Origin of the sequence: Actinosynnema sp. NPDC023587, assembly GCF_040640215.1 — a bacterium.
Taxonomy (GTDB): domain Bacteria; phylum Actinomycetota; class Actinomycetes; order Mycobacteriales; family Pseudonocardiaceae; genus Actinosynnema.
Map to the genome: position 1 here is coordinate 167117 of NZ_JBFABG010000010.1, position 24649 is coordinate 191765.

Genomic DNA, 24649 nt, shown 5'->3' on the forward strand with positions numbered 1-24649 from the left:
GTCACTTCTCCTCGGCCTGGTCGCCGAGCTGGATGTCGTGCCAGCCCGCGGACAGCGTCTTGTCCTGCTCGTGGACGGTCCCGTCGCGGTCGCGCCAGGTGAGGCGCACCTCGACCGGACCGGTGGCGTCGCCGAGTCCGAAGTGGACCTCGTGGCTGCGCTTGCCGGAGTGGCCGCTGCCGCCGTCGACCCGGTTGACCTGCCTGCGCCCGTCCGGCGTCGTCACGGTCACCTGCGCGCCGATCGCGGGGGAGCCGGGGGTGTCGCCGCCGCCCTCGCGGGTCAGCCGCAGGCCCAGGAAGCCCCGGTCGGACGTGCCGGTGTTGTGGTAGAAGACCGGGTCCGCCCACTGGCGGGAGACCGCCATGTCCAGCCGGCCGTCGCCGTCCACGTCACCGGTCGCGATGCCGCGGGTGGGCACCGGGACGTCCAACCCCAGCGACGGGGCCAGGTCGGTGTAGCGCTCGTCCTGGTTCTTCACGAACAGGTGGAACCGCTGGCTGCCCCCGATGTCGTCGCCGGCCGTCAGGTACGGCCACCACAGCGGGTCGGACAGCAGCGAGTCGTTGGCGGTGGCCAGTTCCTGGAGCTGCGGCCAGCGGTTCACGTCGCCCTTGACGAAGCCGGTGGCCTGCGCGACCTCCAGCTCCCCGCTGTTGTCGAAGTCCGCGAGCTTCACGTCCCACCCCCACCCGGACCAGGCGAGCTGGAGCGGTGCGCTCCGGTCCTCCCACGGCGCGACGCCCCGGTCCAGGTCCGCCTTGATCGCCCCGGTGTCGCCGGAGGTGCTCATCCAGGCGAAGTGGCTCTCCTCGATGCCGAACGACGTGGTGATGTTGCTGACGTACATGTCGTAGACGCCGTCGCCGTTGAGGTCGCCGAAGTCCACGCCCATGCCCTTGAACGAGTCGTGGCCGACGTTCTTGGACTTGGGCTCCATCGGGCCGCGCGCGCCCTCGACCGGCGCGAACCGGAAGTGGCCCGGCGTGGACAGGTTGTGCAGCATCCGGTCCGGGCCGAAGTCGTGCGCCAGGTAGAGCTCCGGCAGCAGGTCGCCGTCCACGTCGGTGGCGCTGGACGCCAGCGCCCAGCCCTTCGAGGCGTCCCGCGGGATCGCCTCCTCGTCGGGCTCGAACCGCGCGGTCGGGGTCGTGCCCGACGTGCCGCCGGTCCAGCGGAAGACGTAGTCCTCGCCGCCGTTGAGCGCCATCGACATCGAGTGGTTCATCGCGACGCCGGAGTCCTTGGAGGGGTCGAGCACCGGGCCGTGCGGGAAGTAGTTGCCGATGTAGACGTCGTCGTGGCCGTCGCCGTCGAAGTCCGCGACGGTGGCCGAGTTCGTGTTCCACTCCGGACCGGAGTACCGGCCGCCGGCCGCGCCGGGCACCAGCTCGGTGGGCGTGTAGGTGTCGGCGGTCAGCCCCGTCGCGCCCTCCCGGGCCAGGTGCAGGATCGGCGTGCGGCCCCACAGGTAGACCAGGAGGTCGATCCGGCCGTCCTCGTTGAAGTCGCCGGGCACGCAGCCCATCGGGGCCATCACGTCGTTGACCGGCAGCGCGCCGGAGCTCAGGGCGAACGGCGGGTAGCGCGGCTGCCGGCCCGCCTCGGGCGCGGGCGTGACGACGACCTGGTCGATCCGCACGTCCACGAAGCAGATGTCGTTGGACAGCCCGTCGCCGTCGAGGTCGTTGAGCGCGATGGCCGAGCCGACCGAGGAGATCCACGCGTCGATGTGCCGGTAGTCCTGGTTGACCTTGCGCACGGACTGCTGGGTGTAGCCGCCGGGCAGCGCGATCGACTCGGCCGCGAAACCGAAGTGCGAGGCCAGGTCGCGCTTCTCGGCGGCCGACGACTCGGGCAGCCGGGCCACCGCGAAGGTGGCGGCGACCAGCACCAGCGCGATGATGCCGGGAAGCTGCCGGCGCAGCCAACCTGCGGTGCCGCTCACGTGCCGACCCCTTCCTGGTGGACGAACTGCCGGGCGGTGCTCTGCCGCCAGGTCTCGAACGCGGGCACCGCGCCGTCGACGACGGGCGGTCCGGGCCGCACGTCCCGGGTGATCCGGGCCGCCTGCTCCGGCGTGGTGCCGCAGAAGACCCGGGTGGCGAGGCCGGTGTGCGGGACCAGCAGGCCCGCCTTGACCCGGGCCTCGGCGGCGAACGCGCTCGCCTGGGCGACCAGGGGCGCGTGCCGGCCCGCGCGGTGCCGCAGCAGCACCAGTTCGTCCTCGGACCCGCCGCCCGCGTACGTGGCCGCCAGACCCGCACCCGCGTACAGGTCCTCGTGCCGGTGCTCGGCGAACCGGTCGATCAGGTCCGCGACGTGCTGGGCGTCGGTGCCCCCGACGAACCACATCGCGCGCCCGATGCCCTGGTCCACCGCGCGGTTGGCGTACGCGCGCGGACCGGCCGCCGGCCACGGGAACCGGGGGTCGACGTACTGGTGGTGCACGTACTGCCCGGTCTTGAAGTACGCCTGGTGGAAGCCGTACCCGTCGAGCACCAGCCAGCGCAGCAGCGGGTCGGTCCGCACCTCGGCGGGCCAGCGGAAGCGGGGCAGCCGGGCCATTCCCCAGCCGATCCCGACGTAGACCATGTACACGTGGTCGGCGGCGCGTCCCGCGAGGAACTCCTCGACGTGCCGGCGGTGGCCGAAGGGCAGCCCGTCCAGGACCGCGAAGCCCATGCCGGCACCCTCGTAGGCGAATCCCCGGAACTGGGCCGGGAGCGTGTCGAGCCGGTCCTCGGCGTCCCCCGGGCGGCGCGCCTCGACGGCGTACGCGTACCCGGTGAGGAACATCCGGCCGACGGTTTCCAGCAGTTCCCTGGACGCCTCGTCCTTCACCCGGAACCCGCGTTTCGCGAGCGAGGTCTCGGCTGCGTCAGGAGTCAGTACACGGCGCCGCAAGGCGCGCAGAACACTCACCTTGGTCCCCTCCAATGTCCGGAAACCGGTGACCGGACGGCTGATGGGAAAATCGTCGCAGCGAATCCGGTGGGCGGTCTACTCCGTGCGTGCGCTCCGGTTACGCGGGAATGCGCATCAGGTCGGCGTGCCCCGCCGGGCTCCGCTGAAATGCGCACGGATTCGGCTGCGCCAGGTCTCGTAGGGAGGTACCGGGCCGCTCTCGTCGAGTCCTCCGGCGGTCGCGTCGACCAGTTCCACCGCGGCCTGCGGGGTGCCCCCGGTAAACGCGTCCACGGCGATCGTGCTGTGTTCCGGCACGAATCCCGCATGAATCCGGGCCTTCGCCGCGAACACCGCGCCGAGCGCGAGTTCGGCGCGGTGCTCCCCGGCCGCGCCGGTCAGCGCGGCGAGTTCGGCGGGCGTGCCGCCCCCGGCGAACGTCGCGGCCAGGCCGACGCCGCTCCACAGGTCCGCCCGCCGCGCCGGGGCGAACCGCCGCACGGCCGCCGCGACCTCCGCGCAGCGCGCGCCGTGGATGAACCACAGCGCCCGCCCGATGCCCTGGTCCACCGCGCGCGGGAAGTAGTCGGCACGGCCCTGCCACGGGTAGGGCGCGGGCACGCGCTGCTCGTCCACCCACGTGCGGGTGTGGAAGTAGGCCAGGTCGAAGCCGTAGCCGTCGACGGCCAGCCAGCTCACGACCGGGTGGTACGGCGAGCCGGACAGGTCCGGCACCACCTTGCGCCACAGACCGCGCGGCAGGCGCGCCATCGCGAACCCGATGCCGATGTAGGCCACGAAGAGGTGGTCCGCACCGCTGCCGGTCAGCAGGTCGCGCACCCGCGTGCCGCGCCCCACCACGTCGCGGATGGTGAACGCCATGACCGCGCCCTCGTGGGCGAAGCCGCGCAGCGCGGGGTTTACGAACCCGAGCCGGCGCTCCACCTCCCACCCGTCGCGGGAGTCGATGCCCCACTCGAAGCCGCAGACGACCGACTGCGGGACGGCCTCCAGCCGCGCGGCGTGCTCCGACGACGCGCCGGGGAAGCCGCGCGCGCGGAAAGCCACCTCCTCCAGCGACGGGGCGAGCACCAACCGGCGCAGCGAGCCGAGCGTGGTCGACATGGGCAGAGCACCCCCGGGGGTCGGGTTCCGCGCGGCGGGGTCAGCCCACCCACGGTGCGATCGGGTACCACGGGAGGACGCCCCGGCCGGCGAGCAGCCGGACGTCCCAGTACAGGACGGTGAAGACGCCCGCGGTGATCAAGGTGGCGGCGGTGATCGCCGCCGTGCGGGAGGGCGTCGCGGTCGCCCACCGCCGCAGCCGGCCGCCGAACGCGCCGAGCAGCAGGAACAGCACGGCCATGACCGCGATGTTGCCCACCGACTGGAGGACGAACGCGGTCGCGCCGTACAGCGGGTTCCCGCTCTCGGCGGCGTCCCGGAACATCCGGCGGAACAGCGGGAACGGCCGGCCGATCAGGAAGCCGCCGATCAGCACGCCCAGGACCACCGTCCGGGCGGCGGGGCGGCGGCGGAACGGGTCGGGCACCAGGCCGAGCGCGGCCAGCCCGAGGTAGACCATGGCCAGGCCGATGACGCCGAACACGACCAGGGACTGGACCGCGCGCCCGCTGAGCACGCCGGCCTGCGCCGGGGCGGTGTCGAACTGCGGCATCCGGGTGCCGACCAGGCCGACCAGCGCGCCGTAGAGCGCGGCGACCGGGATCATCCCGGCGGCCAGCAGGCCCAGCGGCGACAGGGCGGCGCGCAGCCTGGCCCACCGGCCGCCCGCCGCGTCGAGCATGGGGGCGACCGCGCCGAACGCCGCGATGTTGCACGCGGTGAACGTGCCCGCGAGGCCGCTGACGAACGCGAACACGACGCCCGCCGTGACACCGGTGATGGGCGTGGCCTTCGCGTCGTGGCCGAGCAGCGCGTTGGCCACGTTGTCGCCGATGGTCGCGTCCACGAACGCGGCGGACCACGCGACGGAGAGCAGGAACCCGGCCAGCGCGGCGAACAGCACCACGGCCCACCGCCGGCGCGGCACCGCGCCCGTCCGGATCACGGCTGCGGTGCGCGTCATCGGTCCTCCTCGGCGGGATTCCGGTCGTGCGCCGGCCGGCTGGGTTCGAGTGCGTTCCCAGCATCCGCCCCGGTCGTGCGGAAAATCTTCTCCGAGGATGCGCAGTCGTTCCGCCGGGCGGCGCACGCCGGTGCCCCGGAGCCGTCGCCGGGACACCGGGAAATAAAAATCACGCTGTTATGGAAAGCGCAGGTCGGAGGGCATGATCGGAGTAGCAAACCCGCCGGCGGCTCCGGCACGATAGGTCTCGCACGCATTCTTCGATGTGCCGTGCCGATTGTCCGGGTGCGGCGTTCCCGTCGAGGTCCGAACGGAGTCGCGGAGACGGTGAAAATGAGCGGTGAACGGATCGCGATTGTCGGCATCGGGCTGCGCTATCCCGACGCCGGTTCTGCCGGAGAGCTGTGGGAGAGCGTGCTGGCGGGCCGGCGGGCCTTCCGGCGGCTGCCGGACGAGCGGATGAACCACGCCGACTACTACTCGCCCGACCCCACCGCGCCGGACCGCTTCTACGCGGCGAAGGCGGCGGTGCTGCGCGACTTCGAGTTCGACCGCGTGCGCTACCGGATCGCGGGCAGCACCTACCGGTCCACCGACCTGACGCACTGGCTCGCGCTGGACGTCGCGGCCGGTGCCCTGGCCGACGCGGGCTTCCCGGAGGGCGCGGGCCTGCCCCGGCGGACCACCGGTGTCGTGCTGGGCAACAGCCTCACCGGCGAGTTCTCCCGCGCCAACGTGCTGCGGCTGCGCTGGCCGTACGTGCGCCGCACGGTGGCCGCCGCGCTGGGTGCCAAGGGCTGGCCGGAGGAGGAGACCGCGGGATTCCTGCACGAGCTGGAGGCGCAGTACAAAGCGCCCTTCCCGGCCATCGACGAGGACTCCCTCGCGGGCGGCCTGTCCAACACCATCGCCGGCCGGATCTGCAACCACTTCGACCTCGGCGGCGGCGGGTACACCGTGGACGGTGCCTGCTCCTCGTCGCTGCTGTCCGTCGCCACCGCCGCGAAGTCGCTGGCGGACGGTGAGTGGGACGTCGCCGTCGCGGGTGGCGTGGACCTGTCCATCGACCCCTTCGAGGTCATCGGGTTCGCCAAGACCGGTGCGCTGTCGACCGGCGTGATGAAGGTCTACGACCGCGACTCCAACGGTTTCTGGCCCGGCGAGGGCGCGGGCGCGCTGGTGCTGATGCGCGCCGACGACGCCGCCGAGCGCGGCCTGGCCGCCTACGCCACCATCACCGGCTGGGGCGTGTCCTCCGACGGCAAGGGCGGCATCACCCGCCCCGAGGCGAGCGGCCACCGGCTGGCCATCGCGCGGGCCCACCGCCGCGCCGGCTACGGCGTGGAGTCGGTGTCCTACTTCGAGGGCCACGGCACCGGCACGGCCCTGGGCGACGCCACCGAGATCGACGCGCTGTCCTCGGCCCGCCGCGAGGCCGACCCGTCGGCTCGCCCGGCGGCGCTGAGCAGCATCAAGGGCAACTTCGGGCACACCAAGGCGGCGGCCGGCGTCGCCGGGCTGATCAAGGCGACGCTCGCCGTGCACCACCAGGTCATCCCGCCGGGCACCGGGCACTACGACCCGCACCCGAAGCTGACCGCCGAGGACGCGGTGGTGTACGTGCCGCGCGAGGCGGAGCTGTGGCCCGCCGACCGCCCGGTGCGCGCCGGCGTGTCCGCGATGGGCTTCGGCGGCATCAACACCCACATCACGCTGGAGCAGACCACCGGCACGGCCCGCCGCACGGAGCTGGAGGACGGCACCCGCGCGTTGGTGGCCGGCCGCCAGGACGCCGAACTGCTGCTGTTCGACGGCCCGGACGCGGCGGCGGTGCGCGAGCGGCTGGCCGAGGTCGCCGCGTTCGTGCCCAAGCTGGCCTACGCCGAACTCGCCGACCTGGCCGGCGCGCTGGCCGGCCGGCTGTCCGGTGGGCGGGCGCGGGCGGCCGTCGTCGCGCGCGACCCGGAGGAGGCCGCGCGCAAGATCGGCCGGCTGCTCGACGCCGACCCGAGCGACCTCGGCGACTCGGGCGGCGAGGTGGTCGACCCGGCGGACGGGATCTTCCTGGCGGCGCGCGCCGAGCCGCCGCGCATCGCGTTCCTGTTCCCCGGCCAGGGTTCCGGGCACGGCGCGGTCGGTGCGATCCGGCACCGGTTCGCCGCCGCCGAGGCGGTGTTCCGCGGGCTCGACCTGCCGACCGGCGGCGACCAGGCCGCCACCGAGGTCGCCCAGCCCCGGATCGTCGCGGGCGCGCTGGCCGGGCTGGAGGTGTTGCGGGAACTGGGGATCGAGGCCCGCACCGCCGTCGGGCACAGCCTGGGCGAGTTGACCGCCGTGCACTGGGCGGGCGCGCTGAACGCGGAACGGGTGCTGGACCTGGCCGCCGAACGCGGTCGCGTGATGGCCTCCGCGAGCCGGGGCGGTGGCGCGATGGCCGGCCTGGCGACGGGGCCACGCCACGCCGCGGAACTCGCCGCCGGGCACGACGTGGTGATCGCGGGCTACAACGGACCGGAGCAGACCGTCCTGTCCGGACCGGCCGAGGCCGTCGACCGGGTGTGCGCGGCGGCGAAGGCCGCCGGCGTGCACGCCTCCCGCGTCAACGTCTCCCACGCCTTCCACTCGCCGCTGGTCGAGCCCGCCGCCGTGGCGCTGGGCGAGCGGCTGGAGGCGTACGACTTCGCCCGACCCACCCGGCCGGTGCGCTCCACGGTCACCGGTGCCGTGCTGGACCCCGGCGCGGACCTGCGCCGCCTGCTGCGCGACCAGGTCCTGGAGCCGGTGCGGTTCCACCAGGCCGCCGCCTCGGCGGCGGCGGACGCCGACCTGCTGCTGGAGGTCGGGCCCGGCCGGGTGCTGACCGGCCTGGTGGCCGGGATCGCGCCGGGCACGCCGGCCGTCGCGCTGGACACCGACCACGCCTCGCTGGTCCCGCTGCTGACCGCGATCGGTGCGGCCTTCGCGCTCGGCGCGCCGGTCCGGGTGGCCGCGCTGTTCACCGGTCGCGCGCTGCGCGCACTGCCGCCGGACGGCGCGATGACGTTCCTGGCCAGCCCGTGCGAGACCGCGCCGGCGCTGGACGTCGCCCTGCGGGCCGCCGAACCGGTCGCCGCCGACGCGGTGACCACCTCCGCCGGCGAGTCGACGCTGGACCTGCTGCGCCGGCTCGCCGCCGAGCGCGCCGAGCTGCCGCTGGACGCGATCGGCCCGGACACCCACCCGCTGGACGACCTGCACCTGAGCTCGATCACGGTCGGGCAGCTCGTCAACGGTGTCACCAGCGGCCTGGGACGGCCCGCGCTGAGCGCCACGCCCAACTTCGCCACCGTGCGGCTGGGTGAGCTGGCCGAGCTGATCGACGAGCTGGCGTCCACCGCGCACGACGGGGAACCGGCCGGCGAGGTGGCCGGTGTCGCGCCGTGGGTGCGGCCGTTCGCGGTGGCGCACGTGGAACGCGCGCGGCCCGACGGGCACCCGGCCGAACCGGGGGAGTGGACCGTGTTCGCGCGGCCGGACCACCCGCTGGCCGGACCGCTGCGGGCCGTGCTGCCCGGTGACGGCGTGCTGCTGCTGCCCGAGGAGGGCGACCCGAGCCTGTTCCTGGCCGCCGCGCGGGCCGTGCTGGCGGCCCCGCCGGGGACCCGGTTCGCCGTCGTGCACGGGCGGTTGGGCGCGGCCGGGCTGGCCCGCACGCTGCACCTGGAAGCCCCGCACGTGCCGGTGACGGTGGTCGGCGGCGACGCGCGCGCCGAGGACGTCGCCGCCGAAGTCGCCGCCACCACCGGCTTCACCGAGGTCCGCTACGCCGACGGGGTCCGCACGGTCCCGGTCCTGCGCGCGGTCGCCGGCACACCGGGCGGTGCGGCGCTGGACGCCTCGGACGTCCTGCTGGTGACCGGCGGCGGCAAGGGCATCACGGCGGAGTGCGCGCTGGCCGTGGCGAAGGACTCGGGCGCGGCGCTGGCGCTGCTGGGCCGCGCCGACCCGGCCGAGGACGCCGAGCTGGCCGCGAACCTGGAGCGGATGACCGCCGCCGGCGTCCGGTTCCGCTACGAACGCGCCGACGTCACCTCGCCGGAGCAGGTGGCCGACGCGGTGCGCCGGTTCCGCGCGGACCTCGGCGCGATCACCGCCGTGCTGCACGGCGCGGGCCGCAACGAGCCCCGCGCGCTGACCGCCCTGACCGACGACGACCTCACCGCGACGCTCGCGCCCAAGGTCACCGGCCTGCGGACGGTGCTGGGCGCGGTCGACCCCGACCGGCTCAAGCTCCTGGTCACCTTCGGCAGCATCATCGGCCGCGCGGGGCTGCGCGGCGAGGCGCACTACGCCACCGCGAACGACTGGATGAGCGAGCTCACCGTCGAGTTCGGCCGCGAGCACCCGCGAGCGCGCGTGCTGGCGCTGGAGTGGTCGGTGTGGTCGGGCGCGGGCATGGGCGAGCGGCTCGGCGTGGTGGAGGCGCTGGTGCGCGACGGCATCACGCCGATCTCCGCCGACGAGGGCGTGGCCGTGCTGCGCGAGGTGCTGGCCGACCCGGACCTGGGCCCGGTGCTGGTGGTCGGCGGCCGGGCGGCCGGCCTGCCCACGCTGGAGTTCGACCGCCCGGAGCTGCCGCTGACCCGGTTCGTCGACCGCGTCCTGGTGCACTACCCGGCGGTCGAGCTGGTGACCGAGGCCGAGCTGTCGGTGGGCGGCGACCCGTACCTGGCCGACCACCGGCTGGCCGACGACCTGCTGTTCCCGGCGGTGCTCGGCATGGAGGCCATGGCGCAGGTGGCGTGCGCGCTCACCGGTGCCGCCGCGCCGCCCGTGTTCGAAGACCTGGAGTTCCCGCGACCGCTCGTGGTCCGCCCGGACGGCGCGCTGACCGTGCGGCTGGCCGCGCAGGTCCGCGCGCCGGGCGTGGTCGACGTGGTGATCCGGGCGGCGGACACCGGCTTCGGCGCGGACCACTTCCGCGCCCGGCTGAGGTTCCCGCGCCCGGACCTCGCGGCGGAACCGGTCGAGGACCCCGGCCTCCCGCCGGTGCCGGTGGACCCGGTGGCCGAGCTGTACGGCGGGGTCCTGTTCCAGGGCAAGAGGTTCCAGCGGCTGCTGGGCTACCGGCGGGCCGCCGCGCGGCACGCGGTGGCGGAGGTCGCGGCCACGCCCGTGGCGTCCTGGTTCGCGCCGTTCCTGCCGCAGGAGCGGGTGCTCGCCGACCCCGGCACGCGGGACGTGGTGATGCACGCCATCCAGTGCTGCGTGCCCGACGCGACCCTGCTGCCGCAGCGCGTCGCCCGGCTGTTCCCGGCCGACCCGGCCGACCGCTCGACCGAGTTCGTCGTGCTGGACGCCCGCGAGCGGTCGCAGGACGGCGACAGCTACACCTACGACGTGGACGTCCGCGACCCGGCCGGGCTCCTGGTCGAGCGGTGGGAGGGCCTGGTGCTGCGGGCGGTCCACCGGCGGCACGGCGCGGGACCGTGGACGCCGACCATGCTCGGCCCGTACCTGGAACGCTCGCTGGAGCGCGTGCTGGGCGTCGGCGGCGCGGTCGTCGTGGAACCGGACCCGGCCGACACCGCACCGGACCGCCGGGCGCGGACCGCGCTGGCGCTGAGCCGGGCGCTCAACCGGCGGGTCGACGTGCGGTACCGGCCGGACGGCAGGCCCGAGGTCGACGGTGCGGCGGTGTCCGCGTCGCACGGCGCGGGACTCACCCTGGCCGTGGCGGGCACCGGCCGGGTGGGCTGCGACGTCGAACCCGCCGCCGCCCGCACCGGGTCGGACTGGGCCGGGCTGCTCGGCGCGGACCTGCTGCCCGTGCGCGACCTGCTGCGCGCCGAGGCGGACGAGTCGCCGGACGTGTCCGGGACGCGGGTCTGGGGCGCGCTGGAGTGCCTGCGCAAGACCGGGTCGACCACCCGGGCGCTCACCGTCGACCGGGTGCACCCCGACGGCTGGGCCGTGCTGTCGGCCGGTGGCGCGAAGATCGCCACCTGGGCCACCACCGTGACCGGGCGCACCGAACCGGTGGTGTTCGCGGTGCTCGTCGGGAAGGAGGACTGACATGCCGGAGTACTACGAGCTGCGCCACACCGTCGGTTTCGAGGAGACCAACCTCGTCGGCAACGTCTACTACGTGAACTACCTGCGCTGGCAGGGCCGGTGCCGGGAGTTGTTCCTGCGGGACAAGGCACCCGGCGTGCTGGAGCAGGTGCGCGCCGACCTGAAGCTGTTCACGCTCAAGGTCGACTGCGAGTTCTTCGCCGAGATCACCGCGTTCGACGAGCTCTCGGTGCGGATGCGGCTGGACGAGCTGACCCGGACGCAGATCCAGTTCAGCTTCGACTACGTCAAGCTCGACGACGGGCCGGAGGTGCTGGTGGCCCGGGGCAAGCAGCGCGTGGCGTGCATGCGCGGCCCCAACGCGGACACGGTTCCCGCGCGGGTGCCCGAGGAGCTGAGGCTGGCCCTGCTGCCCTACTCCGGGACACCGGAGCTCGCGCGGTCCGGGCTGGGGGGATGATCGTGCACGACGCGGCCCCCACGATGGAGGAGACCACGTTGCGGGACGCCATGTCCCGGTTCGCGACCGGCGTCGCCGTGGTCACGGTCGGCGGCGAGCACCCGCACGGCATGACCGCGAACGCGTTCACGTCGGTCTCCCTGGACCCGCCGATGGTGCTGTGCTGCGTGGCCCACCGGGCCACCATGCACGCGGCGATCGGCACCGCCGGGCGGTTCGCGGTCTCGGTGATGGGCGGCGACCAGGAGCGGACCGCGCGGTACTTCGCCGACAAGCGCCGCCCGCGCGGCCGGGCGCAGTTCGACGTGGTCGACTGGCAGTCCGGTCCGCACACCGGCGCGCCGCTGCTGTCCGGGGCGCTGGCGTGGCTGGAGTGCGAGCTGGTCCGGCGGCACGAGGGCGGCGACCACACGATCTTCCTCGGCCGGGTGCTCGGCTGCCGGCGGGGACCGGACTCGCGGGCCCTGCTGTTCTACGACAGCGGTTTCCACCGGATCTGAGGTCGGGCAGGAGGAGCGCTCATGCTGGTGGTCGTCACCGGGGGCAGCGGTTTCGCCGGGTCGCACACGGTCGCGGAGCTGGTCCGCGCCGGGCACCGGGTCCGCGTCCTGGCCCGCTCGGAGTCCTCGGTGGACACCGCGTTGCGGCCGTGGGGGACGCCGGCGGTGGACGTCGCCGTCGGGGACGTGACCGACGAGCGGTCGGTGACGTCGGCGGTGCGCGGCGCGGACGCCGTGGTGCACTGCGCGGCGGTGTACTCCTTCGACCGCCGGCGGCGGGCGGAGATGCTGCGCACCAACGTTCGCGGCACCGAGGTCGTGCTCGGCACCGCGTGCCGGCTGGGCGTCGGGCGGGTGGTGCACGTGTCGAGCGTCGCGGCGCTGTTCGGCCCCGGCGTCCGGGTGATCCGGGAGAGCTCGCCGGTCGGCACCGGCCGGGAGCCCTACGCCGCGACGAAAGCCGGGTCCGAGGCGGTCGCCCGGCGGCACCAGGAGCGCGGCGACCCGGTGGTGATCAGCTACCCGCCGGTCCTGCTCGGCCCGCACGATCCCAAGCTGGGCGACCAGACCTCCCGGCTGCGGGACCTGCTGCGCGGCCTGATGCCGCTGTGGCCCGCCGGGGGCCTCCAGCTCGGCGACGTCCGCGACACGGCGGCGCTGCACGCCGCGCTGCTCGCGCCGGACGTGACCGGCCGCCACTTCGGGCCGGGCCGCTACCTCACCACGGCCGAGTACGTGCGGGCGGTGCGGGAGGCGACCGGCCGCGCGCTGCCCGCGCTCTTCCCGCCCGCCGGGGCGATGTCGCCGGTGGGCCGGCTGGCCGACCTCGTGCAGCCCCGGTGGCCCTGGCACATCCCGGCCGAGCACGGCGCGATCGTCACGGCCGGCGCGGCCACCCGCGTCGACCCGGCGGCGAGCACGCTGGGCCTGGTGCCCCGGCCGTTCGCGGACACCGTCGCCGACACCGTGCGCTGGCTGGCCGGGACGGGGGTGGTCACGCCCCGGCAGGCGGGGGTGCGGTGACCCCGGCGGCCCCGGCGGCCTCGGCGGCCTCGGCGGCCTCGGTGGGCAGCCGCCCGACCGAGGCCGCGACCGAGCGCGCGGCGGACTCGGGCCGGTCCCCGGCGCTGATCATCATGCCGACGAGCTGGGACTCGAACACCCGGTCGGCGGTGAACGGCTCGTCGAGGTACTCGCCCAGCTCCAGCGTGACCAGGCCGTGGGTGGCGATCCACATGTGGTGCGCCACCAGCTCCGGGTCGCCCGCCGCGAACCGGCCCGCCGCGACGCACCGCCCGGCGCAGCGGGCGACGTTGGCCAGCGTGTAGCGGCCGTGCAGGCGGTCTTCGTCGCTCAACGTGAACCCGGCCGGCGAGAAGCCGCCGAACATCACCGGGTACAGGTGGCTGTTGGCCAGCGCGTTGCGCCGGTAGGCCCGCCCCAGCAGGGCCATGTCCGCCACCGGGTCGGCGGTCTCCTCGACACCGGTCAGGTGGTGCTGCAAGCGCGCGAACCCCTCGTGCACCACCTCCCGGACGAGGCCGCTCATCCCGCCGAAGTGGGTGTAGACGGCCATGGTCGACGTGCCCGCCTCGGCGGCCAGCCGCCTGGTGGACAGCGCGGACGGGCCTTCCTCGGCGAGGAGGCGCGCCGCGGTGTCCACCAGGGCGGACCGGGCGTGCGGGGCCGCGCGGCGGGGGCTCACCGGAGTTCGCGGGCGGAACCGTCGGCGGGCAACGGGGTCAGCGCCGGATCGCGGACGCGGCCCGGGTGGGTGCGCGGCCGGGTCCCGCCGGACCCCGGTAGGCCTGCGCGAGCTCCAGCCACCGGCGGGCCACCCCGCCCTCGGCCCGGACGTCGAGGTCCGCCGGGTGCCGGCGGCGGGTGACCAGCAGGCAGAAGTCCACCGCGGACCCGGTCACGCGCTGCGCGGCGTCCGCCGGGCCGTGGTCCCAGCGCTGCCCGGAGGGCGCGGTGATCTCGAACCGGAACTCGTCGGCCGGTGGCCGCTCGCCGCGCGCCAGGTAGCCGAAGTCCTTGGTGCGCACCGCGAAACCGACCAGGACCCCGAGCCGGTCGTCCCACTCGCGGGTCACGCCCAGCGCGTCGGCGACGTCCTGGCCGTGCCCGAACAGCTCCATCATCCCGGCGGCGGACAGCACCGCCGGCGGCAGCGGGTTCACCAGCCACGGCACCACGGCGTCGGCGGGCACGGCGGCCAGCGCGTCGATCGCGGCGGCCTTGGTGCCCTGCCACCGGCGCACCAGCTCGTCGGGCGGGAGCGCGAGGTGCGGTGCCAGGGCGGCGGACACGTTGCCGTCGAAGTCGTCCGACAGCGTCGCCAGGACACCGCGGAACCGGTCGCCGTCGGCGGCGGCCATGCCCGCCATGCCGAAGATCGACGTCAGGTGCGCCACCTGGTGCTTGACCGTCCAGCCCGGCGCGGGGGTGGGCCGCGACCACCGCTCGTGGTCGAGGTCGGCGACCATCCGGTCGAAGTCGTCACCGGTGGCCCGGAGCGCCGTGATCACGTCCATGCGCACGTCCTCTGGTCGGGATTGCCCGGATGCCCGCGGACTCGGCGGGACCGCACCGGCCACGCGGGGCCCGCAGGCGGTTGTCCACTCCGACGATGCCCCAGCGGTGCGGCGATGTCTTCTCACGGCGTGCTCAAGGCCGAGCACGATCGGCGTGCCCGGTCAGACCAGGTGCGCCTGCACCGCTTCGGCGATCCGCAGCAGGCGCGTGTCGCCGAACACGGGCGCTTCCAGGCAGATCCCGATCGGCAGCCCGGTGCCGGACCGGCCCGCCGGCAGCGACAGCATCGGCACACCGGCGACCGTGCCCGGCGCGACGTTGCGGGTGACGGTCGAGAACACCGGCACCTCCCGCCCGTCGTGGGTGATCACCTCGTCCTCGCCGAGCAGCGGCGGCAGCACCGGCGCGGTCGGCCCCAGGACGACGTCGACCCGGCCGAAGAGGTCGGCGTACCCGCGTCGCAACCGCCACCGGGCGACCCGGGCTTCCTCGTAGGCGTCGGCGGTGACGGGGGAGGAGCACATCGACTCGACCAGCGCGCGCACGTCGGGCGAGGCGATCCGGTCGGCCCACCGCCCGGCGGGGGACCCGACCCGCCGGGCCAGCAGCCGGGGCGCTTCGTAGAACACCAGGTCGTTGCCGGGGCCCGTGGCCACCACGGCGTCGTCGCCCAGGTCGACCTCGACCAGGTGCGCGCCGGCCGACTCCACCGCCGACAGCACCCGGTCGACGACCCGGGCCACGTCCGGGTCGAGGTGCCGGAAGCGGCCGCGCGGCAACCCGATGCGCAGACCGGCGAGCGCGACCGGGGCGGCATCCGGTTCCCCGGTGACGACGCGGTCCACGGTCCGCACGTCGCGCACCGTGCGGGCGTGGAGGCCGATGGTGTCGCGGGTGGTGGACAGGTTCACCACGCCGTCGCCCGGGTACCGGCCGGTGGACGGGCGGAACCCGACCACGCCGCAGAACGACGCGGGCACGGTGACCGACCCACCGGTGTCGGTGCCCAGCGCGAACGGCACCACGCCGAGCGCGACGCCCGCCGCGCTGCCCCCGCTCGACCCGCCGGCGCTGCGGGCCGGGTCGGCGGGGTTGCGCACCGGGCCGAAAGCCCTGTTGTTGCTGGTGATCCCGAACGCGAGTTCGTGCAGGTTGGTCTTGCCGACCACGACCGCGCCGGCGTCGCGCAACGCGCTGACGACGCTCGCGTCGGCCTCGGCCGGGGTGTCGCCGAGCAGCGGGCTGCCGGCCGTGGTCGGCACGCCCCGGACGTCGATGTTGTCCTTGACCGAGAACGGGACCCCGGCTAGCACGCCGCGTCCCGGCGTCCCGTCGCGGACGGGCCCGATCCAGTCGCCGTGCGCCGAGGCCCCGGCCCGCGCCACCGCGTCCGCGCGGGGGCGGTCGCGTTCGGCCGGGGCGAGCTCCGACCAGTCGGCCAGGGTCAGGGCAACCTCGTCGGCCATGTCCGTCCTTCCTGCCGCGCGTAGTGGTCGAACGTAGGTACGGCGGTGCGGGAGGTCATTGTCCGTGCGCGACGGTTGTTGTGCCCCGGGCGCACGGTTCGGCCGGTGCCCGGTCCGGGGCGACCGGTCCGGGCGACCCCCGGACCGGCCGGTCGACCCGGACCGGGCGGGCTCAGGACGGCAGGTCCTCGAACTCCACGACCTGGCGCACCTCCACCTCGACCGCCTCGAACACGTCCGCGTACTGCCGGGCGCGCGCCACGGCCTCGGCCCGGTCCGCCGCGTTGATCAGCAAGAACCCGCCGATGACCTCCTTGGCCTCGGTGAACGGCCCGTCGGTGGCGTGGATCGCCGCCCCCCGGTCCTTGCGGACCCGCGCGCCCCGGGCCGACGGGTGCACGCCCTCGGCCGTGATCAGGACGCCCCGGCCCACCCAGTCCTCGATGAACGCGCCCATCCGCGCGACGAACTCCGGACCGGGGTCCACCGCCTCGGCGGTGTTCTCGTCGAGCCGGTGCACCAGCAGGAATCGCATGTCTTGCTCCCCGTGTCGTCCTCGTCCGGGGCCGGATTCGCCGGCCCCCACCTCCGCGTCGAACGGCCGCACGCCGATTCGACACCGGACCCCGGACACTTGTCCACTTGCCTGAAGTGGTCAACCAGGTTTACCTTTTCGACAACCAAGTTGACCGGTTCGAGTCGAGGAGTGCCGTGCCCACGTACCCGGAGACCGTTTTTCCCGACCACACCCCGGAGACCGCGCCCCCGGCGTCCCGCCGCGCGCTGACGGCCACCGCCGACCGGCTCGGCCACCTGCCCGCCGCGGTCGCCCGGATGGCCGGCTCACCGCACCTGCTCGACGGGTTCTTGACGGTCAGCGGCCTGTTCGAGGCCACGACGCTGGACCGCGTCGCCCGCGAGGTCGTCATCCTGACCATCGCCACCCGCAACGGGTGCGGGGTGTGCGTCGCGATGCACACCGCCGTGCTGGCCGGGGCGGGCGCGGACGGCGCGCTGGTCGAAGCGCTCCGCGCGCAGCGGCCCCTGGCCGACGAACGCCTGGAGGCCGTGCGCGGGTTCGTCCTGGAGGTCCTCGCGGCCGGCGGCGCGGTCGGTGACGACGCGCTCCGGGCGTTCCTGGCCCACGGGTACACCCCGCGCAACGCGCTGGAGGTCGTGCTGGGCATCGGCGCGTACACGATGTCCACGCTGGCCAACCGGCTCACCCGCGCGCCGCTGGCCGAACCGCTCGCGCCGTTCGCCTGGCACCCCGACGGGCGGGCGTGAGCCCGGTCGGCGGCCGGTGCGGTCCCGGGTCGTGCTCTCCCGGTGGGGGACCGGCTCACGCCGCCGAGGGAGGGGCCAACTGGCTCAGGAACTCGTAGTTGGTGCGGGTCTTGCGCAACCCGTCCAGCAGCACGTCGACGTCACGGCCGTCGAGCGCCCGCCGCAGCGTCTGCGTGACGGCCAGTTCCCGGGGCGAGAGCAGGAGGTCGTCCCGCCGGGTGCCGGACTGCTCCAGGTCGACCGCCGGGAACACCCGCCTGGCGGCGGTCCGGCGGTCCAGCTTCAGTTCGGCGTTGCCGGTGGCCTTGTACTCCTCGAAGATCAGCGTGTCGCCAGTGGAGCCGGTCTCGACCAGCGCGGTGGCGAAGATGGTCAGCGACCCGCCGTCCTCGATGTTGCGCGCCGCGCCGAGGAAGCGCTTGGGCGGCAGCAGCGCGCCGGAGTCGATGCCGCCGGACAGCGTCCGGCCCGACGCGGGCGCGGCCAGGTTGTAGGCCCGGCCCAGGCGGGTCAGCGAGTCGAGCAGCACGACGACGTCGCGGCCCTCCTCGACCAGCCGCTTCGCCCGCTCCACGGCCAGTTCGGCCAGCGCGATGTGCTCGGCGGGGGAGCAGTCGAACGTGGAGGCGACCACCTCGCCCGGCACCGTGCGGCGCAGGTCGGTGACCTCCTCGGGGCGCTCGCCGACGAGCACGACGATCAGGTGGCACTCGGGGTTGTTGCGGCTGATGCCCCGCGCGATCGAGCAGAGCACGGACGTCTTGCCGGCCTTGGGCGGCGCGACGATCAGCGCCCGCTGCCCCTTGCCGACCGGCATGACCAGGTCCACGACCCGCGTGGTCAGCTCGTCGGGCCGGGTCTCCAGCCGCAGCCGCTCGGTCGGGTGCACGGGGACCAGGTCGGCGAACTCGGGGCGGTGCCGGGCGGTAGCCGCCTCCCGGCCGTTGACCTGCTCGACCTGGACCAGTTGCGCTCGCTGGTGGCGACCGCTCCCGGGCCCGGCGAAGCCGGACACGAGGTCACCGCGCCGCAGGCCGTGGCGGGTGGCGGTGGACTGGGGGACGAAGACGTCGTGCGGGCCGGGCAGGTAGCCCGACGCGCGGATGAAGGCGGTCGCCCCGACGACGTCGAGCACCCCGGTCACCGGGGTTCGCGTCGTGGTGGCGTGTTCTCGCATGAGGGTCGCGGTCATGGTGGGGTGTCCTTTCCGGACCGGAGCGCCCCGCGATCACGCGGGACGTGCGGGGAGGGGCGGGACACCGATGACCGGCTCCGGACCCTGGAGGAAGAATGTCCCAGTGGGAGGCATCGCCAACATCCACTTTCAGGACACCCCCCACCATAGCGCGCCCCGGCGAGCGGTGCAACGTGATCCCGGTCCCGCGTCGCCGACCACATCCGCGGCCTGCCCGCCGACATCCGCACCCGACCGCCCCACCGGCCGCAGCTCGACAACCACAGGGGGACAGTCCCCACCGGACACACCCGGTCTACAGGCGTTGGCCCGGCGGGACGTTGGTGCGGTTCCCGCCGATCACGTCGTAGGTCCCGTTGGACGGCCCGATGTGCGTCTCGCCGATCGTGGTGAGGTTGGCGTCCTCGGTCAGCACCTCGGTGTTCCGGTTCGGGTAGTACTCCGAGTACGAGCTGGCCCCCTGGGGGTCGTGGTACCACTGCGTGCCCGAGTAGTCGCCGTGCACCACGGACTCGGTCACCTGGCCGTTGGGCCGGGTGGTGACCATGCTGGTGGAACCGTCCACCGGGTTGTGGGTCATCGTCCACTGGTTGCCCTGCGCGTCGACGCCCTGCACCGGGTTGTGCCCCAGGCTGGTCTGCGGCGTGCCGCCCGGCGTGAAGGTGTGGATGCCGTCCGGCGAGCCGACGTAGACGTTGGAGCCGTGCGCGTCCGCGAAACCCTGGAACTGCGGCCGGCATGACGAGCACATCGGCCGCGTCACGACGATCGGGTTGCCCGGCTGGCCGTTCCACGCCTGCAACTCGGCGTGCGAGGCGTTGTACTGCCCGTTCACCCCGCCGTCGAAGTTGTGCGGCGAGAACGGCGTGGCCGAGTTGTTCATGATCGTCTGCGGCGGCACGGAGTCGAACCGGCCCGGGGGCGAGGTCCAGCCGCTCTGGTACTGGTTGTAGCCGGTGAACGCGTTGGTCTTGTCGCCGGGGTAGTGGCCCTGGTTGTTGAGCGTCTGGCACGGCGTGGGCATCAGCCCGAGCGGGTCGGTGGACGACATCGGGTTTCCGGCGTACGCGCGCGTGTTGGCCGACGGGGCCAGCCCCAGCGGGTCGTGCGTGGCGTACCGGCCCACCAGCGGGTCGTAGTACCGGTGCACGTTGTAGTACAGGCCGGTCTCGTCGTCGTGGTACTGGCCGGGGAACCGCAGCGGCGTCCCGCCCGGGTTCGGCGCACCGCCCCACAGCGTGGTGTCCTGGTGCCAGTCCAGCGCGCCGTCCGGGTCGACCAGCTCGGTCGGCGTGCCGACCAGGTCCGTGACGATCGCCTGGAACCGCTGGTCGACCCACTGCCCGCCGGCCGCCGTGCGCCGGGTCTGGCCCACCGCGCGGTGCCCGCCGGGCTCCCAGTCCCACACCAGGGCCGCCACGCCGTCGCGGACCTGCTCGGCCACCACCGCGCCGTCCCAGGTGAAGTCGACCCGCTCCAGCACCGACCCGTCCGGGGCCACCCGGTGCTTCCACACCCGGCGGCCCAGCGCGTCGTAGCCGTAGCGCCACCGGCCGCCGGGCGTGTCAGTCCACACCAGCCGGTCCTCGGCGTCCCAGCCGAACCGCCAGGTGTCGACCCGGCCGCCGGGGCGGGCCACCTCGCGCCGCACCACCCGGCCCTCGGCGTCGTAGCCGTAGCCGACGTTGCCCGCCCGCAGGACGAGCGTGCCCCGGTACTCGCGCGGGCCGTGGCCGTCCGGACCCCGGTGGGACCGGGCGTGCACCACGTTGCCCGCCGGGTCGTAGCCGTAGGTCTCGGTGCCGTGCGCGCCGCGCACGGCGGTGACCCGCCCGACCGCGTCGAGGTCGACCGCGCACCCGCCGGTGAGCTGGTCGTCCACCGCGACCAGGCGGCCGTCCGGGCGGTAGTGGTACGAACGCCGTTGCAGCACGGCGGGTGCCGTGCCCGCCAGGACGGTCTGCGAGCTGAGCCGGTCCGCCTCGTCCCACCGCTGCGCGAGCAGCACCTCGCCGACCCGCCGCTCCACCTCGCGGCCGGCGGCGTCGTAGCCGAAGCGGATCGTGCGGCCGGCGGTGTGCAGGGCCGTCGGCCGCCCCGCCGCGTCGTGCTCCCACCCGCTCAGCGCGCCGGACGGCGTGCACCTGCCGACCCGGCGGCCCAGGGCGTCGTAGCGGGACGACAGGACGCGACCGCCCACCGTCTCGGCCAGCACCCGCCCGGCCGCGTCGTAGCCGATCACCAGGTCCGCGTCGGCGGTGGTGGCGCGCAGGAGCCGGCCCACGCCGTCGTAGGCCAGCCGGGCGGAACCGTCGGCGTGGTTGCGGGCCACCACGCGGCCACGGGCGTCGCGCGCGTAGTGGACGGTCTGCCCGGCGGCGTTGGTGCGCGCGACGACCTGACCGGCCGCGTCGTGGGCGTAGCGCACCACCCGGCCGTCGAAGTCCTGCTCCGACACCAGGTTCCCGGCCGGGTCGTAGGCGTAGCGCCAGACCCGGCCCTGCTCGTTGGTGACCGAGGTGGGCCGCAACTCGGTGTCGTAGGCGAACTCCAGCCGCGACCCGTCCGGCCGCACCTCGGCGACCGGCAGGTCGAACACGCCGATCTCGACGCGCGTGGCCGAACCCAGGGCGTCCAGCGACTCGCGCAGGTTGCCCTCGCCGTCGTGCCGCAGCACCACGTGCGTGCCGTCCGGGTCCACCCGGCCGGCGGGCCGGCCCTCCGGCGTCCAGGTGAAGCGGGTCTCCGCGCCGAGCCGGTCCACGACCTGCGCCTTGCGGCCCAGCTCGTCGTAGGCGTAGCGGGTGGTCGCGCCGGACGGGTCGGCCGCCGACACCACCAGGCCCAACAGGTTGACCTCGTAGGTGGTGACCCCGCCGGCCGCGTCGGTGACCGTGCGCAGGTTGCCCAACTCGTCGTAGTCGTAGGAGGTCCGGCCGCCCACCGGGTCGATCAGGGCGGTCAACGCGCCCGCCGCGCTGTACTCGCGCCGCCACACCGCGCCGTCCGGGTCGACCACCGACAGCAGGCGGCCGAACGCGTTGTACTCGCCCCACGACCTGGTGCCGTCCGGGTAGGTCACCGCGGCGAGGTTGCCGCGCTCGTCGTAGGCGTAGGAAGTCGTGCGGCCCAACGGGTCCGTGCGGGAGAGCACCTGGTGGTGCTCGTTCCACCGGGTCAGCGCCGCGTTGCCCAGCGGGTCCGTCCGGCGCACCACGCGGTAGCGCTCGTCCAGGTGGTAGACGGTGGTGTGGCCCAGGGAGTTCGTGGCGCGCGTGATGCCCGGCTCGTACTCCATCGTGTAGTTCAGGTAGCCGCCCGCGCCCTCGGCGCGCACGCAGCGGTTCGCCGAGTCGTAGGCGTAGCGGTACCACATGCCGTTGCGGTCCTCGCAGCGGACGATGCGCTCCTGGTCGTCGTACTCGAACTTCAGCGGCGTGCCGGAGGAGTTGACCACCTCGGTGAGCCGGCCCGCCGTGTCGTGGCGGAACTCGGCCAGCAGCACGTCGGATTCGTCGCGCACCAACCAGAACGCGGTGAGCAGCCCGTCCCGGCTGTCCACCCGGACGCGGTACCCGCCCGAGTGGACGACCTCGGTGAGGGTGCCGTGCGCGTCGCGGCCGAACTCGACGCGCCGGCCGTTCGCGTCGGAGATGGCGCTGAGCAGCCGTTCCCGGCCGCCGGTCGCGGCGAAGTGCAAGATCCGGTCCTGCTCGGTCAGCAGCACCGCGTAGCCGCCGGCGGCGGTCCGGGTCAACGGCCGGCGCGGGCCGTCGTCCGGCAGGACCTCCCCGCCCTCGGCCGGGTGCGGGTAGAGCAGCAGCGTGCCGTCCTCGGCGGCGAAGGCCACGCCGTCGTCGTCCACCTGCAACCGCTGGTCCACCGTGGACGCCCAGGAGCGGCCGAACGACCGGCCCAGCCGGTAGTTCGACAGGTGGGTGCGCGAGAGCACCAGCGGCAGCGTCGAGTCCAGGTGGACGTCGGTCTGCGGCAGGATCACCCACCCGGTGGTGACGTCGATCGGGTCGCCGCAGGTCGGCCGGTTGTCCACCGGGTTGTCGTGCGCGCCCCGGGGCGTCGCGTCGTCGCGGATGCCTCGGTCGTTCTTCGGCGGGCCGTTCTTCGGCGGGCCGTTCGGGTGCGCCGGCGGCGGGCCGGTCGTCCGGGGCGGGGGAGGCGCGTCGGTGCGCGGCGGCGGCGGATCGGACCTGGGCGGCGGGTCCTGCGCCTTCGGCGGTGGCGGCGCGTCGGTCCTGGGCGGGCCGTCCGCGCCGGACGTCGAGGTGGTGCCGCCCGGGTCGCCCTTCGGCGGTGGGGCGGGGTCGGCGTGCGGTGGCGGCGGCGCACCGCCGGCACCGGACGTGGACGTGGTGCCGCCGCTCGGCCCGTCGGAGTGGTGTGCGGGCGGCGGACCGCTCCTGGTCGGCGGCGGTGGCGTCGTGCCGGACGGGGACTTGATGCCGCGCAAGGACTTCGCGGCGTCGTCGAACAGGTCGCCGACGCGCTTGAGCAGCGGGGTCAGCGCCTTGAGCGCGCGGACCAGCCGGGTGGTGTAGCGGGCGATCAGCGACGCGACCTTGGCCACCTCCGCGACCACCTGCGGCACCACCCAGGCCAGGCCGATGCCCAGGGTGGCCACCACCTGGAGCGCCCAACTGATCAGGTGGCCCACCAGTTCGGCGATGATGTCGCGCACCAGGCCGCGCACCGCGCCGACGACCTCGCCCGCCGTCTTCACCGCGCTGGACGCGCCTTCCGCGCCCTCCTTCGCCGCGGTGAGCAGGTTCGCCGTGTCGGTCGCGCGCTCGCGGTAGGCGTCGGCCGCCGGGCCTTGCCAGCCCGAGGTGTCGGCGGCGACCATGGCGGTCAGGTCGCCGGCGATCGCGCCCAGCTCGGCGGCGACGTTCCGCCACGTCCCGGAGTGCGCCTCGACCTCGTCCGGGTTGCCCGCGAGCTGGTCGAGCCCCTCCTTGAGCGGGCCGACGTGCTCGATCAGCCAGCCGACGCCGGCCGCGAACACCGCGCCCACGGGGTCCACCACCGCGCCCAGCGCGGTCAGCCCGACGTCCGCCGCGCCCATCGCGATGGAGGCCCAGTCGCCCTGCTCGATGGCCTGGTGGAGGCCGATCGCGGACTCCACCATGGTCGCGCCCGTGTAGGACTTCGTCGAGTCCTCGACCGGGGCCACCAGCGGGTTCACCACGGCCGGTGCTCCTCGTCGTCGGCCGGCGCGGTGTCGCGGCCGGCGGCCGGGGTGTTTTCTGCGGCGACTCCGGTGTCCCCGGTGTCCCCGGTGTCCTCGGTGTCCGGGAACCGCGTGCGCAGGTTGTCCACGACCAGCGCGCGGGTCCGCGAGTCCTCGTCGCCGAGCCCGTCGGACATCACCTCGGCGACGCGGTCGGCGATGCCGGCCTGCGCCTGCCGCACGGTGGCCATCACCAGGCCGGACAGGCGGTCCAGCGGCACGCTGCGCGCCCGGTCGCCGAACTCCAGGTCGACCAGCCCGCCGTCGGCGCGGACCGTCACCCGGACGGCCCCGTCCGGGCTGGACGCGGTCAGCCGCAACGCCTCGGTGCGCTCGCCGACCTCGCGGTAGCGGGCCGCCTTCTCGGCGAACCCCCGCGCCCACGTCGACATCCGGGCCTCGGCCTCGTCGGGGTCGCGCGCCGGCTCCCCGAACCCGGTCGGCACGCTCACGAGGCACCGCCCAGCGACCGCGTGCGCAGCGCCGTCATCGTCTCGCCGTGGGCCGACTCCTGCTCGTCGTAGGCCGACGCGGTGTCGCGGATGCTCGACGCGATGTCGGACACGCCCTCGGCGGCGGCGTTGAGCGCCTCGGCCGCCTTCTCCTCCATCGGGTTGACGATCAGGGGCAGGAACGCGCAGAGCAGGCCGTAGGAGTCACCCGACATCCCCGCCATCCGCGCCGCGTCCGCCGCGGTGCCCAACCGGTCCGACAAGCCGTCGAGATGGCTGCCGTGCGCCCGCAGCGCTTCCGGCACGGCGCTGTACCCGCCCGCTGGCATCTTCCAGTCCCCTTCCTGCCCGGTGCTCCGCCGTGCGGTTCCCGGACCCGGGGGCGGCACAGCGCCCCTGATTGTGGCGAAGGGGTGCGCGGAATTCGCGGGAGCGCGGCCACGACACCCGGGTTTC

At 74.8% G+C, this 24649-nt stretch carries 17 protein-coding genes; 5 read left to right on the top strand and 12 right to left on the bottom strand.

Annotated elements, in window-relative coordinates; translation table 11 throughout:
- Position 1: 1 nt before the first annotated feature.
- From AB0G01_RS24965 to AB0G01_RS24980, 4 genes are all read right to left on the bottom strand, one after another.
- Positions 2–1948 (bottom strand): CRTAC1 family protein, encoded by a 1947-nt coding sequence (locus AB0G01_RS24965; RefSeq protein ID WP_360949452.1) that lies wholly within the window; start codon positions 1946–1948, stop codon positions 2–4.
- Complete coding sequence (locus AB0G01_RS24970) at positions 1945–2925, bottom strand: DUF1702 family protein (RefSeq protein ID WP_360949454.1); 981 nt, start codon at positions 2923–2925, stop codon at positions 1945–1947. Before AB0G01_RS24970 ends, AB0G01_RS24965 begins: the two co-directional genes overlap by 4 nt.
- 117 nt (positions 2926–3042) lie before the next feature.
- On the bottom strand, positions 3043–4032 hold the full coding sequence (locus AB0G01_RS24975; protein ID WP_360949456.1) for a DUF1702 family protein: 990 nt from the start codon (positions 4030–4032) through the stop codon (positions 3043–3045).
- Between the two features lie 40 nt (positions 4033–4072).
- Positions 4073–4996, bottom strand: coding sequence for a hypothetical protein (locus AB0G01_RS24980; protein WP_360949458.1), 924 nt, complete (start codon positions 4994–4996; stop codon positions 4073–4075).
- Between the two features lie 333 nt (positions 4997–5329).
- Here AB0G01_RS24980 and AB0G01_RS24985 point away from each other — a divergent pair, with 333 nt between their 5' ends.
- From AB0G01_RS24985 to AB0G01_RS25000, 4 genes are read left to right on the top strand one after another with little or no spacing between them, the layout of a single operon-like run.
- On the top strand, positions 5330–11050 hold the full coding sequence (locus AB0G01_RS24985) for a type I polyketide synthase (protein ID WP_360949460.1): 5721 nt from the start codon (positions 5330–5332) through the stop codon (positions 11048–11050).
- A gap of 1 nt (position 11051) precedes the next feature.
- Positions 11052–11510 carry an acyl-CoA thioesterase gene (locus tag AB0G01_RS24990; protein ID WP_360949462.1) on the top strand — a complete coding sequence of 153 codons (459 nt, stop codon included), beginning with the start codon at positions 11052–11054 and terminating at the stop codon, positions 11508–11510.
- On the top strand, positions 11507–12010 hold the full coding sequence (locus AB0G01_RS24995; RefSeq protein WP_360949464.1) for a flavin reductase family protein: 504 nt from the start codon (positions 11507–11509) through the stop codon (positions 12008–12010). The genes AB0G01_RS24990 and AB0G01_RS24995 overlap by 4 nt, the downstream gene beginning before the upstream one ends.
- Before the next feature lie 21 nt (positions 12011–12031).
- Entirely contained in the window at positions 12032–13033 is a 1002-nt protein-coding gene (locus tag AB0G01_RS25000) for an SDR family NAD(P)-dependent oxidoreductase (RefSeq protein ID WP_360949466.1), read from the top strand.
- Here AB0G01_RS25000 and AB0G01_RS25005 read toward each other — a convergent pair.
- The 4 genes from AB0G01_RS25005 to AB0G01_RS25020 form a co-directional block, all read right to left on the bottom strand.
- Complete coding sequence (locus AB0G01_RS25005) at positions 13005–13715, bottom strand: TetR/AcrR family transcriptional regulator (protein ID WP_360949468.1); 711 nt, start codon at positions 13713–13715, stop codon at positions 13005–13007. The two genes, AB0G01_RS25000 and AB0G01_RS25005, sit on opposite strands and share 29 nt — an antisense overlap.
- 37 nt (positions 13716–13752) lie before the next feature.
- Positions 13753–14547: a TIGR03084 family metal-binding protein gene (locus AB0G01_RS25010; RefSeq protein ID WP_360949470.1), complete on the bottom strand. Its 795-nt coding sequence runs from the start codon at positions 14545–14547 to the stop codon at positions 13753–13755.
- Between the two features lie 162 nt (positions 14548–14709).
- Positions 14710–16014, bottom strand: a complete 1305-nt coding sequence (locus AB0G01_RS25015; RefSeq protein WP_360949472.1) for an amidase family protein — start codon at positions 16012–16014, stop codon at positions 14710–14712.
- 172 nt (positions 16015–16186) lie between these two features.
- Positions 16187–16549, bottom strand: coding sequence for a YciI family protein (locus tag AB0G01_RS25020; RefSeq protein WP_360949474.1), 363 nt, complete (start codon positions 16547–16549; stop codon positions 16187–16189).
- Positions 16550–16725: 176 nt separating this feature from the next.
- Between AB0G01_RS25020 and AB0G01_RS25025 the strand changes: the two genes are divergently transcribed.
- Positions 16726–17301, top strand: a complete 576-nt coding sequence (locus tag AB0G01_RS25025) for a carboxymuconolactone decarboxylase family protein (RefSeq protein ID WP_360949476.1) — start codon at positions 16726–16728, stop codon at positions 17299–17301.
- Positions 17302–17356: 55 nt separating this feature from the next.
- Here AB0G01_RS25025 and rho read toward each other — a convergent pair whose 3' ends face one another.
- From rho to AB0G01_RS25045, 4 genes are all read right to left on the bottom strand, one after another.
- The gene (gene rho, locus AB0G01_RS25030; RefSeq protein ID WP_360949478.1) at positions 17357–18493 is read right to left on the bottom strand and encodes a transcription termination factor Rho; all 1137 of its coding nucleotides are present in this window, start codon (positions 18491–18493) and stop codon (positions 17357–17359) included.
- A 298-nt stretch (positions 18494–18791) separates the two neighbouring features.
- A complete protein-coding gene (locus tag AB0G01_RS25035; RefSeq protein WP_360949480.1) occupies positions 18792–23699 on the bottom strand; it encodes an RHS repeat-associated core domain-containing protein in 4908 nt (1635 codons plus the stop codon).
- Positions 23693–24193 (bottom strand): YbaB/EbfC family nucleoid-associated protein, encoded by a 501-nt coding sequence (locus tag AB0G01_RS25040; protein ID WP_360949482.1) that lies wholly within the window; start codon positions 24191–24193, stop codon positions 23693–23695. Before AB0G01_RS25040 ends, AB0G01_RS25035 begins: the two co-directional genes overlap by 7 nt.
- A complete protein-coding gene (locus tag AB0G01_RS25045) occupies positions 24190–24522 on the bottom strand; it encodes a type VII secretion target (protein WP_360949484.1) in 333 nt (110 codons plus the stop codon). The genes AB0G01_RS25040 and AB0G01_RS25045 overlap by 4 nt, the downstream gene beginning before the upstream one ends.
- Between the last annotated feature and the right edge of the window lie 127 nt (positions 24523–24649).